General features: G+C 60.2%; 8 protein-coding genes and 1 pseudogene. 7 read left to right on the top strand and 2 right to left on the bottom strand.

The window, feature by feature from the left end:
- Positions 1-1046: PhoH family protein (locus tag ACIOUG_RS25330; RefSeq protein ID WP_401069687.1), on the bottom strand; the 1046-nt coding region annotated here is incomplete at its 3' end.
- Positions 1047-1383: 337 nt separating this feature from the next.
- Entirely contained in the window at positions 1384-2460 is a 1077-nt protein-coding gene (locus ACIOUG_RS25325; protein WP_401069690.1) for a polysaccharide deacetylase family protein, read from the bottom strand.
- A 289-nt stretch (positions 2461-2749) separates the two neighbouring features.
- On the opposite strand from ACIOUG_RS25325, the gene yaaA reads away from it, so the two are divergent.
- The 7 genes and pseudogenes from yaaA to ACIOUG_RS25290 form a co-directional block, all read left to right on the top strand.
- On the top strand, positions 2750-3529 hold the full coding sequence (gene yaaA, locus ACIOUG_RS25320) for a peroxide stress protein YaaA (protein WP_007965214.1): 780 nt from the start codon (positions 2750-2752) through the stop codon (positions 3527-3529).
- An 811-nt stretch (positions 3530-4340) separates the two neighbouring features.
- The gene (locus tag ACIOUG_RS25315) at positions 4341-5657 is read left to right on the top strand and encodes a nucleotide sugar dehydrogenase (RefSeq protein ID WP_401069684.1); all 1317 of its coding nucleotides are present in this window, start codon (positions 4341-4343) and stop codon (positions 5655-5657) included.
- A gap of 386 nt (positions 5658-6043) precedes the next feature.
- Positions 6044-7525, top strand: a complete 1482-nt coding sequence (gene alg8, locus ACIOUG_RS25310) for a mannuronan synthase (RefSeq protein ID WP_401069682.1) — start codon at positions 6044-6046, stop codon at positions 7523-7525.
- Positions 7526-7561: 36 nt separating this feature from the next.
- On the top strand, positions 7562-8731 hold the full coding sequence (locus tag ACIOUG_RS25305) for an alginate biosynthesis protein Alg44 (RefSeq protein ID WP_003221862.1): 1170 nt from the start codon (positions 7562-7564) through the stop codon (positions 8729-8731).
- Between the two features lie 15 nt (positions 8732-8746).
- Complete coding sequence (algK, locus tag ACIOUG_RS25300; RefSeq protein ID WP_401069678.1) at positions 8747-10252, top strand: alginate biosynthesis TPR repeat lipoprotein AlgK; 1506 nt, start codon at positions 8747-8749, stop codon at positions 10250-10252.
- Positions 10249-11730: an alginate export family protein gene (locus tag ACIOUG_RS25295; RefSeq protein WP_401069676.1), complete on the top strand. Its 1482-nt coding sequence runs from the start codon at positions 10249-10251 to the stop codon at positions 11728-11730. Before algK ends, ACIOUG_RS25295 begins: the two co-directional genes overlap by 4 nt.
- Before the next feature lie 26 nt (positions 11731-11756).
- Positions 11757-12581 (top strand): annotated as a pseudogene (locus tag ACIOUG_RS25290) (right-handed parallel beta-helix repeat-containing protein); the annotation flags it as partial.

Below are 12581 nucleotides of genomic sequence, written 5' to 3'. Positions count from 1 at the left end.
TCATCCAAGTGCAAGGCTTCGAGGTTGTCGGTGATGGCGCCCAGCCAAGGCTCCATTTTTTCCGCTTCGGTGCCGGGCAGGAAGCCGATTTCCTGGTCCAGGCCCTGCACGCTGCGGGTTGCGATGATCCGGCGATAGCGTTTGCTGACCATGGTCTGCTCGATGGCCGCGGCCAGCGCCAGAATGGTTTTACCGGAACCGGCGGCACCCGACAGGTTGACCAGATGAATGTCCGGATCCAGCAAGGCATACAGCGCCAGGCTCTGATAGATGTCGCGTGGCTTGAGGCCCCAAGCTTCCTGATGCAGCAGCGGTTCCTGATGCAGGTCGAGGATCAGCAGCTTGTCTTCCTGGATTTCCTTGATCCAGCCGACAAAGCCTTGTTCGTCAATGATGAACTCGTTGATGTGCACCGCCGGCAGGTTGTCGATCAACTGCACCTGATGCCAGGTGCGGCCGTGATCCTGACGGGTTTCGACCTTGCTCACACGGTCCCAGAAGGAGCCGGTCATGTTGTGATAGCCGTTGGGCAGCAGCGACACGTCGTCGACCAACTGGTCGGTGCTGTAGTCCTCGGCCGCGATCCCGCAGGCGCGCGCCTTGAGGCGCATGTTGATGTCTTTGGTGACCAGCACCACGGCCTTCTTCGGATCACGGGTGTGCAGGTCGATCAGTTGGTTGATGATTTTGTTGTCGTTCAGATGCTCGGGCAGAATCAGGTTCGACTCGGCCTGTTTGCTCATCAGAATTGACAGCAAGCCCTTCGGCCCGCCCTTGCCGCGCTGAATCGGCACACCCAGCTCGACGTCCTCGGGGGAGGCATCGCCCAGGGTCTTGTCGATCAGCCGGATCGCCTGGCGGCATTCGGCGGCAACGCTGTGATGGCCGCTCTTGAGCTTGTCCAGCTCCTCGAGCACGGTCATCGGGATCGCGACGTGGTGTTCTTCGAAATTCAGCAGGGCATTTGGATCGTGAATCAATACGTTGGTATCGAGTACATAAAGGATTGGCTGGTTGGAAGAAGGGCTACGTCCGTGATCATCCATACTCGGTCACCTTTGTGGGAGCCATTCGACGCAATACCTGGGCGGTGCTGCGCCTCGAAGTGACTGCCGAACTCATCCACGAGGGCCTGGATGAACTGCACACAAAAGGAGTCTTGGAAGACGCCACCTGTGTTGCAGGTTTCGGCGGTCTGTCTTCGTAATACTCCAAAACCCATGACATAAAAAAGCACTTTGACGGTTTTTTTAAGTTTATTTTGCAGAGTGACGAAAAGCCCTTGGCGGACTGTCCAGACCCCGCTAAAGTCGGAAGTCCGCCTGCATCGAATTCTCTAGAAAAATCGCCCCAAGCCCAATGTTTCCGGGCTTTTTCCGTTTGTCAGCGAAACCCGTCCTGACAGTCTTCAAAGCCGATGCCGCTTTGCGCGGTTTGCGTGATCAGCCACGGCAACGCGGTCTTCACCGCGTCCTGTTTCATGTTGAAATTGATCACCCCGTGACGCCACAACAGCATCAGCGTCAGCACCCGCTGCGCACTCTGTGCGCCCTTGAGCTTGCCGGCGCCGTCCTGGGCATCGATGTCCCACAGCGCCACTTGCAGGCCCTGATTGCGGAAGAAGCTGCCAGCATCGCTGCGGCGCTGACCCTCGGGGGGACGGAACAGCGGCATGTAGTTCTCCGGCAACTTGTTCTTGACCAGATCGGCGCTGCGGCGCACCGAGTCCTGCCAGTCCTGCCAGTGGCTGTGGGAGCGGAACTCCCAACCCTGGACGCCGACGCACTGTTTCGAGAACTCCGATTGCAGGTTGCTCACCGAGCGATCCGCCAGCCGCGCCTGCACATCCTTGCCCAACACGAAGAACGTGCCGCTGAGGTTGGATTTGCGCAGGTAGTCAGCGATCCAGTCGGTGTTGTCCGGCTGCAGATTGGCGGCGCTGTCGAAACTCAGCAGAAACAGCCGGTCATGCATCTCGTCGCCGTTGCGCTCGTAGTCGCCGAAATGATCGACTTCGCTGCTGGTCTGCGGCGACAGCGCAGCCTTGCGCATCAGCTCGTCCAGGTACTGCAGATGAAACAAGCGGCTCGGCTCGGCCCACTTGGTGTAATAGCTGTCATCGCTGACCACGAACTTGGCGGCCTGCTCGCGCAGGGTTGGCAGGTCTTCGACGAGGAAGCAGAACGAGGCGTCCTGATCGCAGCTCTGCTGGGCGAAGTTGTAGTTGGCCAACAGTCGCTCCCAGAGCCGCTGACGCAGGCTGCTGATCGCGTCGACATTGACCGTGCGCAGCCCCAGTCGCTTGGCCAGCGCGGCCTCGTCCAGCGCTTCGGTGCCGAGCAGGCCACGGGCGAACATGAGGATTTCCGCGCGCGAAGCAACGTCGAACAGCGTCGGGCTGCTCAGTTGCTCCGGCCAGGTGCTGCGATCCAGCGTCGCCACATCACCCGGTGCCGCCATGGCCCCGAAGCTCAACAGCCACGCGGTGAATAAAAGAACAATGCGCAAAGGGGTGTCTCCATAACCAAACCCGCGCGGCACTATAGCTGATCCCGCGCGATTCCCCTCAGCCACTCCGATTCCCTGTGGGAGGGGGCTTGCTCCCGAATGCGGTGTGTCATTCAGCAAATATGGCGACTGACACGGCCACAGGGAAATGTGGCGAGCCGTCGATCACCTATGGGCTTGATAGCTGGAGTCAACAGGGACAACCCCCTAGAATCGCCCCACGATTAAAGGAGACGACTTCATGCTGATGGTGATTTCCCCCGCCAAGACCCTCGATTACGAAACACCGCCGGCGACCCAGCGCTTCACCCAGCCGCAATACCTGGACCATTCCCAGGAGCTGATCCAGCAACTGCGTGAACTGAGCCCGGCGCAAATCAGCGAACTGATGCATGTGTCCGACAAGATCGGCGGCCTCAACGCCGCGCGTTTCGGCAGCTGGACGCCCGCCTTCACCCCGGAAAACGCCAAGCAGGCCCTGCTCGCGTTCAAGGGTGACGTGTACACCGGACTCGACGCGCAATCATTCAGCGAAGCCCAGTTCGACTACGCGCAAAAGCACCTGCGCATGCTCTCCGGCCTTTATGGCCTGCTGCGTCCACTGGACCTGATGCAACCCTATCGTCTGGAAATGGGCACCAAACTGGCCAACGCCCGTGGCAAGGACCTTTACGCGTTCTGGGGCACCCGCATCAGCGAATGGCTCAACGAAGCGCTGGCCGAACAGGGCGATGACGTGCTGCTGAACCTGGCCTCCAACGAGTACTTCTCGGCGGTCAAGCGCAGCGCGCTGAATGCGCGAATCATCAACACCGATTTCAAGGATCTGAAGAACGGTCAGTACAAGATCATCAGTTTCTACGCGAAAAAGGCCCGTGGCCTGATGAGCCGTTTCGTGATCCAGGAAAAAATCAACGATCCCGCCCTGCTCAAGCAGTTCGATGTGCAGGGTTATCGCTACAGCGCCGAGCAGTCGAAACCGGACAATCTGGTGTTTCTGCGCGACCACGCCCCGGAATAAAGCATGCCCATTGCACGACTCTTTCTATAAAGAGTCGTGCAGCTCGCACGACGTCAAAAATCCCCCGCCCCATTTCGCCGTTTTATTGGCGCCATAAAATCGTCCCCTGCAATTCTAATTTTAGTTTCACTCGACAGCCGCAGTTTTTTTCAGTAGTGGCACGTAAATTTTTTTACGGTAGTGGCACAAAACTATCGGGCTCGATTACACACCGGTAACTAAAGGCCCAAATCGAAAGTGCTATCAAATTGAGACCAGTGCCATCTTTGGCAATATTTCAAAAAATTTCAGATTTCGCGATGAGTGGGTAGGAACTATGTCCAAATGCATAGCTCATACCACCGGTAACGATTCTCGCCGAGTTTGTACGAGATAACTTACGCAGAGCGGAGAACCATGTAACCAAGTTGTCACAGCAACTTGCCTAGATGGTTCACTCATCTGATCAACTAACGATGGATAGGTGAAACGCACCATAAATATCCTCTACACGGCCAAGGCTGCGCCCCTGTAAACGTGCTCGCCTGAGCACCCAACCGCTTGATCTACGGGCCTTACGCCCGACATCGGGTGGACTAGACACATGCACAAGCATCTTCCGAAAAGAAGATCGGCTGCATAACAGGGCAAGTCATAACAACTAAGGCCTAGTTGCGCACATCTTGAGTGCACTTATTTAGACACTCGAAACTTAGTATGCCTGCACACGGCATTGTGGCGCCTGTATGCCGCACTTTCGAGTGCACTATGACCGCTGAACACCATTAACTCCGGCCATTTAATGGCTTGATAAAACACAGAGGTAATTGCGATGCGCATCAGCATATTTGGTTTGGGTTACGTTGGCGCAGTGTGTGCCGGTTGCCTGTCTGCACGGGGCCATGACGTGGTTGGCGTCGATGTTGCCAAAGACAAGATCGATATGATCAACGCCGGCAAATCGCCGATTGTTGAACCGGGTCTGGGCGAACTGCTGGCGCAAGGGATCGAGACCGGTCGTCTGCGCGGTACAACCAACTTCGCCGAGGCGATCCGTGACACCGACCTGTCGATGATCTGCGTCGGTACGCCAAGCAAGAAGAACGGCGACCTGGAACTGAACTACATCGAGGCTGTGTGCCGCGAGATCGGTTTTGTCCTGCGCGAGAAAACCACTCGCCACACCATCGTGGTCCGCAGCACCGTGTTGCCGGGCACCGTCGCCAACGTGGTGATCCCGATCCTCGAAGACTGCTCGGGCAAGAAGGCCGGTGTCGATTTCGGCGTCGCGGTCAACCCGGAATTCCTGCGTGAATCCACCGCGATCAAGGACTACGACCTGCCACCGATGACCGTCATTGGCGAATTCGACAAGGCCTCGGGCGATGTTCTGCAATCGCTGTACGAAGAACTCGACGCGCCGATCATCCGCAAGGACATCGCGGTCGCCGAGATGATCAAGTACACCTGCAACGTCTGGCACGCGACCAAAGTGACCTTCGCCAACGAGATCGGCAACATCGCCAAAGCGGTCGGCGTCGATGGTCGTGAAGTGATGGACGTGGTCTGCCAGGACAAGACCCTCAACCTGTCCCAGTACTACATGCGCCCGGGCTTCGCCTTCGGCGGTTCGTGCCTGCCCAAAGACGTGCGCGCCCTGACCTACCGCGCCGGTTCCCTGGACGTCGAAGCGCCGCTGCTCAACTCGCTGATGCGCAGCAACGAATCGCAAGTGCAGAACGCCTTCGACATCGTTGAAAGCCACGACAAACGCAAAGTCGCCCTGCTCGGCCTGAGCTTCAAGGCCGGCACCGACGACCTGCGCGAAAGTCCGCTGGTGGAACTGGCTGAAATGCTGATCGGCAAGGGCTACGACCTGAGCATATACGACAGCAACGTCGAGTACGCCCGTGTGCACGGCGCGAACAAGGACTACATCGAGTCGAAGATCCCGCACGTGTCGTCCCTGCTCAACGCGGACTTCGATTCGGTGATCGACAACTCCGACGTAATCATCCTCGGCAACCGCGACGAGAAATTCCGCGCACTGGCCCAACAGGCGCCGCACGGCAAACAGGTCATCGACCTGGTCGGCTTCATGGCCAAGGCCACCAACGCCGGTACGCGCACCGAAGGTATCTGCTGGTAACACAGACGTTGCGCGCCGCCACGTAGACCATAGGCGGCGCGCAACCCATGTGTGAACGCGAAATGTAGGAGCTGCCGAAGGCTGCGATCTTTACCCGGCGCACTTGAGTCCTGAGTGAACCCGTAAAGATCAAAAGATCGCAGCCTTCGGCAGCTCCTACACAGGGTTCGCCCGATTCCGACGCCCCCTGTAGGAGCTGACGAGTGAAACGAGGCTGCGATCTTTACCCGGCTCGCTTGAGTTCTGAGTGAAACCGGAAGATAAAAAGATCGCAGCCTTCGGCAGCTCCTACACAGGGTTCGCCCGAATTGCGTGTGACATCGCAGTTTTTTGTAAGCCTGCCTTAACCCCATCGGGCTCGCCCGAGATAGAGACGGATGCAGATTATGCACAGGCTAAAGCACGGCCTACTTCAGGCCGCCGGTTGGCTGTTTTACCTCAGTTTGTTATTGGGCCTGGCCTTGATGCTGCCCACGTCCACGTTCGACTCCGAGTCGAAGGACTTTATTTTCCTGATTGGCGCCGTGGGTATCTGGCGTTACTCGATGGGTGCAACGCACTTTGTGCGCGGCATGATTTTTCTCTACATCGTCTACCCGCATCTGCGCCGCAAAGTGCGCAAGCTGGGTAAGGCGGCGGACCCGTCGCATGTGTTTCTGATGGTCACCAGCTTCCGTATCGACGCGTTGACCACCGCGCAGGTCTACAGCTCGGTGATCCGCGAAGCCATCGACTGCGAACTGCCGACCACCGTGGTCTGCTCGATCGTCGAAATGTCCGATGAACTGCTGGTGAAAGCGCTGTGGGCGCGGATGAATCCGCCAGAGCGGGTGAAGCTCGACTTCGTGCGCATTCCCGGCACCGGCAAACGTGATGGCCTGGCCTACGGTTTCCGCGCGATCTCCCGCCACCTGCCAGACGAGCGCGCCGTAGTGGCCGTGATCGACGGCGACACCGTGCTCGGCGAAGGCACCGTGCGCAAGACCGTGCCGTGGTTCCAGCTATTCGGCAATGTCGGTGGCCTGACCACCAACGAATTCTGCGAAGTGCGCGGCGGCTACATCATGAGCGAATGGCACAAGCTGCGTTTCGCCCAGCGTCACATCAACATGTGCTCGATGGCCCTGTCCAAGCGAGTGCTGACCATGACCGGGCGCATGTCGGTATTCCGCGCCACCGTGGTCACCGATCCGGAATTCATCGCCGACGTCGAAAGCGACTCGCTGCAACACTGGCGCCTGGGCCGTTTCAAGTTTTTGACCGGCGACGACAAGTCGAGCTGGTTCAGCCTGATGCGCCTGGGTTACGACACCTTCTACGTGCCGGATGCCGCGATCAACACCGTTGAGCATCCGCCGGAAAAGAGCTTCATCAAGGCCAGCCGCAAACTGATGTTCCGCTGGTACGGCAACAACCTGCGCCAGAACTCGCGAGCGCTGGGCCTGGGTGTGAAACGCCTCGGTGCCTTCACCTCGGTGGTGTTGTTCGACCAGCGCGTGTCGATGTGGACATCCTTGCTCGGCCTGACCGTGGCGATCATCGCCAGCTTCAAGTACGGCGGCGCGTTCATCCTCGCCTACCTGCTGTGGATCGGCATCACCCGGCTGATTCTGACCCTGTTGCTGTCCTGCTCCGGTCACCGGATCGGCCCGGCTTACCCGGCGATTCTCTATTACAACCAGATCGTTGGTGCGCTGGTGAAGATCTACGTGTTCTTCCGCCTCGACCAGCAATCCTGGACGCGCCAACCCACTTCCCTGACCCGTGATCTCGCCAGCTTTCAACGTTGGTTCAACACCTGGTCGTCTCGGACCATGACCTTCTCCGCCGGCAGCATTTTCGTCGCCGTGCTGCTGATGATGGTCTGACCGCCCCCTTATTGAATTAACAAGGAAATCGCCCCTATGAATACCGCCGTCAACGCCAACGTAGTGCATGAATCCGAAGCCCAGCGTCAGCACGCCCGAGTGAAAATCCCGGCCAAACTGCGCTTTTTCGGCCACGACCGGACGCCGCTCGAAGCGCGGGTCCTCGACCTGTCCGCCGGTGGTCTGGCGTTCAACGCCGGGCAGATGCCGCTGACCGTGGGTGAGGTGCACAAGGCACGCCTGCAATTCGTCATCGACAACCTCGGCCTGGCCATGGACGTCGAGCTGCAGATCCGCTCCTACGACCGCCAGACCGGCCGCGCCGGTTGCCAGTTCCAGAACCTTGAGCCGCAGGACATTTCCACCCTGCGCCACCTGATCACGTCGCACCTGGCCGGCGACATCGTCAGCATGGGTGAAGTGCTGGCGACCCTGCAGCGCGACAACTTCACCAAGGCGCGCAAGGTCAAGGACGGCGGCAGCGGCATGACCCCGTTCGGGCGTCTGAAAGCCGTGACCTTCAGCGCTGGCATTTTCGCCATTGGCCTAGTCGCTTTCGGCTTCGTCTTCAAGTCGGTGTACGGCATGTACTTCGTCAGCCACGCGCAAGCAGGTCTGGTCAGCGTGCCGGGAATGAACATCACCATGCCGCGTGACGGCACCGTGCAGAGCCTGGTCAAGTCCGACGGCGTCGCCGCCAAAGGCGCCCCGCTGGCGACCTTCAGCACCAGCATGCTCGACGTGCTCAAGGGCCATCTGGACGAAGACCAGTTGCAACCGGCCAAGGTTGAAGAACTGTTCGGCAAGCAAATGACCGGCACCCTGACTTCGCCGTGCGATTGCACCGTGGCCCAGCAACTGGTGGCGGACGGTCAGTACGCGAGCAAGGGTGATGTGATCTTCACTCTGGTGCCGCGCAACACCCAGGCCACCGTCGATGCACGCTTCTCTTATCGCCAGTTCGGCGACGTGCGTCCGGGTACGCCAGTGAGCTTCCAGATCGCCGGCGAAGACCAGACCCGCACCGGCAAGATCGTCAGCAGCACCAGCCTGAAAAGCGCCGATCTGTCCTCCGACATCCGCGTGCAGATCCAGCCTGACGAACCGCTGGACAGCAGCTTCGCCGGCCGCCCGGTGGAAGTGAACAGCGACCGTGGCCCGAACCTGAACTGGCTGATCGACAAAGCCATGGCTGCCGGTCTTTAAGTCGAGGACATGCCTGTGACGATTCCTACTCTTTTGAACACGCCGCAGCCCTTGTGGGAGCGGGCTTGCTCGCGAATGCGGTTCAACATTCAAAATCAGTGTGGGCTGACACACCGCCTTCGCGAGCAAGCCCGCTCCCACATGGGTCCGCTGTGTGCCGTTGCATTGGCGGTAAGTCTGGCCGGTTGTGCCGGCCTGCCCGACCAACGCCTGGCCAACGAAGCGCTCAAGCGTGGCGACACCGCCACTGCCGCGCAGAACTACCGCGCACTGGCGGATCTGGGTTATAGCGAAGCGCAAGTCGGCCTCGCCGATATTCAGGTCGACAGCCGCGACCCCGAGCAGATCAAGCAGGCCGAGGCGACCTATCGCGCCGCCGCCGACGTATCGCCACGGGCCCAGGCTCGCCTCGGTCGCCTGCTGGTGGCCAAGCCGGGTTCTACCGAAGCCGAGCACCACGAAGCCGAAAGTCTGCTGAAAAAAGCAGGCGCCAATGGCGAAGGCAATACGTTGATCCCGCTGGCGATGCTGTACCTGCAATACCCGCACAGCTTCCCCAACATCAACGCGCAGCAGCAGATAGATCAGTGGCGCAAATCCGGCTACCCGGAAGCCGGTCTGGCGCAGGTGTTGCTGTATCGCACCCAGGGCACTTACGACCAGCACCTGGATGACGTGGAAAAAATCTGCAAGGCCGCGCTCACCACCACCGACATCTGCTACGTCGAACTGGCCACGGTCTATCAGAAACGTGCCCAGCCGGAGCAACAGGCCGAGCTGATCAAGCAGATGCAGGCCGGTTACAGCCGTGGCAGCGTCAGCGCGCAGCGTGTCGATTCGGTGGCCCGCGTGCTGGCCGATTCGACCCTGGGCAAGACCGACGAGAAAACCGCGCAGTCGCTGCTTGAGCCAATCGCTCCGGGCTACCCGGCATCGTGGGTAACCCTCGCGCAATTGCTGTACGACTTCCCGGAACTGGGCGACGTCGATCAGATGATGCAGTACCTCGACAACGGCGGCGCCGCCGATCAGCCGCGCGCCGAACTGTTGCTGGGCAAGCTCTACTACGAGGGCAAACTAGTGCCGGCCGACGCCAAAGTCGCCGAAGAACACTTCCAGAAAGCCGTCGGCCGCGAAGTCGCCGCCGACTACTACCTCGGTCAGATCTATCGCCGGGGTTACCTGGGCAAGGTCTATCCGCAGAAAGCTCTCGACCACCTGTTGACCGCTGCGCGCAACGGCCAGAACAGCGCCGATTTCGCCATCGCCCAACTGTTTTCCCAAGGCAAGGGCACCAAGCCCGACCCGCTCAACGCCTATGTATTCAGCCAACTGGCCAAGGCGCAGAACACCCCGCAAGCCGACGAACTGGCGACCACCCTCGCAGCGCAACTGCCGCCCGAGCGTCTGGCCGAAGCCCAGCGCCTGCTGCAACAGGAGCAGGCCAGCCGTGGCGCCCTGAACCAGAACACGCTGCAACTGCACGCCCTGCAAGAAGAAGACGGCGAGGAATCCCTATGAAGTTGAATCCCTTTGTGAAGGCCGGTATTGGCCTCACGTTCGCGCTGATCTGGTCTTGCCCGACACTGGCCGCGATGACTGAATCGAAGAACTTCGGCCTGGAAGTGAAAATCACCGGTCAGTCCGAAGACGACCGCGACCTCGGCACCGCACCCGGTGGCGACGTCAACGGTGTGGGCCTCGACCTGCGTCCATGGATCTACGGCGAAAGCGGCGCGTGGAGCGCCTACGCCATGGGTCAGGCCGTGACCTCGACCGACATCATCGAGACCGACACTCTGCAGCAAGCCGACGGTGCCGAAACCACCGACAACAGTGATCGCAAGACCAAGAAGAACTACCTGGCGATGCGCGAATTCTGGGTCGGCTACAGCGGCCTGACGCCGTACCCCGGCGAGATGCTCAAGCTCGGTCGCCAGCGCCTGCGTAACGACGACGGGCAATGGCGCGACACCAACATCGAAGCGCTGAACTGGACCTTCGACACCACCCTGTTGCGCGCCAACGCCGGTGTCGCCGAACGCTTCAGCGAATACCGCACCGACCTCAAAGAGCTGGCGCCGAAAGACAAGGATCGCCTGCACGCCTACGCCGATGCCGCTTACCAGTGGACCCCGGGCAACTGGGTCGGCATTCGCGGCCACCACACCCACGATAACGGCAAGCTCGATTACGCCGAACCGGGCGTGCCCCGCGACACCCTCGACAAAACCCAGAACGGCGACATCAGCTGGCTCGGCCTGACCGCCGACAGCGACGCCTACAACTGGCGCAACACCAACACCGTCAATTACTGGGGCAGCATCACCGGCATGAGCGGCGACCTCGATTCGGTCAACCCGCTGAACGCTGATGGCAGCCGTCCGGCGCAAGCCAAGCGCAGTGATGACATCAACGGCTGGGCCACCGACCTTGGCGTGCGTCTGCGCCTTGATCCGCAGTGGCAGGTCGGTGCGGCCTACGCCCGTGCCAGCGCCGATTACCAACAGAACGGTCTGGAGAGCAACCGCTCCAACTACACCGGGACCCGCTCGCGCGTGCACCGTTTCGGCGAAGCGTTCCGTGGCGAAATGAACAACATGCAGACCGCGACCCTGTTCGGTTCGTGGATGCTCAACGACCAGTACGACGCCAGCCTGATCTACCACAAGTTCTGGCGCGTGGACGGCAACAAGCCGGTGGGCAGCAACGGCATCAACGCCGTGGAAAACAACACCGACGACGTCACCGGCGCGATCCTCTCCAGCACTTCGCTGCCGCTGCAGGATGGCAACAAGGATCTGGGTCAGGAAATGGACCTGGTGGTGACCAAGTACTTCAAGCAGGGCCTGTTGCCGGCGGCGTTGAGCCAGTCGATCGACGAACCGTCGGCGCTGGTGCGTTTCCGTGGCGGCGTGTTCAAGCCCGGTGATGCCTATGGCAGCCAGGTCGATTCGTACATGCACCGCGCGTTCATCGACGTGATCTGGCGCTTCTGATGCAAACCGCCAAGGGAGTGCCCGACATGCACCATGCAAGGAAAGGCTCGCTCAGCCTGTTGGCCGGCGCCATGCTGCTGGCCTCCGCTGGCGCCTTCGCCACGGTGGAACCGGCTGTGCCTCAACAGGGCAAACCGGTGACCACCGCCAAAGAGCTGCAACAAGCCAAGACCTACACCGTCAGCAGCGCGCCGACCGAGGCGCTGGAACTGGCCAAGCCGAAATTGCCCGACCTGTCCGGCTACACCGCCGAGGCGGCTGCCGCGAAAATCGACCGCAGCAAACCGGGCAAGATCAGCGTGCGCCGGATGATGCAGGAAGACGCGCTGAAGGACTTCATCGGCGGCGACAACAAGATGGCCGAGTGGGTGGTGCGTCAGCACGGCATCCCGCAGGCAATCTTCGTCGACGACGGTTACCTGAACCTCAAGGACCTGGCGCAGAAACTGCCAAAACAGTACTTCAGCGAAACCGCGCCGGGCGTGTATCTGGCGAAGCTGCCGATCGTGGTCGGCCGCAAAGGCATCCTTGAAATCGACGGCCAGACCCAGGAGTTGCGCCTGTCGCAGGAGGCCGGTTCGTTCCTGGTCAACGACGGTCAGCTGTTCGTGCGTGACACCAAAGTCACCGGCTGGCGCGAGAAGGACAACGGCCCGGCAACCTTCCGTTCGCCGAAGGAATTCCGTCCGTTCCTGCTGGCCTGGGGCGGCACCGAGACCTACATCGTCAACAGCAAGATGGCCAGTTTCGGCTACGCCAACAGTAAGTCGTACGGGGTGAGTATTTCCCAGTACACGCCGAACATGGCCAAGGTGCTCAAGCGTCCTGAGCCGACCGCCTGGATCCTCGCC

Origin of the sequence: Pseudomonas sp. NPDC087803 (assembly GCF_044742995.1) — a bacterium.
Classification (GTDB): Bacteria; Pseudomonadota; Gammaproteobacteria; order Pseudomonadales; family Pseudomonadaceae; genus Aquipseudomonas.
The sequence above is the reverse complement of the archived record's forward strand: the minus strand, read 5'-3'. Positions and strand labels throughout refer to the sequence as shown.

Bases quoted from the DNA above. Each gene is read 5' to 3' on its own strand.
- ACIOUG_RS25295 (WP_401069676.1), top strand. From the start codon at position 10,249: ATGAAGTTGAATCCCTTTGTGAAGGCCGGTATTGGCCTCACGTTCGCG.
- ACIOUG_RS25305 (WP_003221862.1), top strand. From the start codon at position 7,562: ATGAATACCGCCGTCAACGCCAACGTAGTGCATGAATCCGAAGCCCAG.
- ACIOUG_RS25315 (WP_401069684.1), top strand. From the start codon at position 4,341: ATGCGCATCAGCATATTTGGTTTGGGTTACGTTGGCGCAGTGTGTGCC.
- ACIOUG_RS25325 (WP_401069690.1), bottom strand. From the start codon at position 2,460: ATGGCGGCACCGGGTGATGTGGCGACGCTGGATCGCAGCACCTGGCCG.
- yaaA (WP_007965214.1), top strand. From the start codon at position 2,750: ATGCTGATGGTGATTTCCCCCGCCAAGACCCTCGATTACGAAACACCG.
- alg8 (WP_401069682.1), top strand. From the start codon at position 6,044: ATGCACAGGCTAAAGCACGGCCTACTTCAGGCCGCCGGTTGGCTGTTT.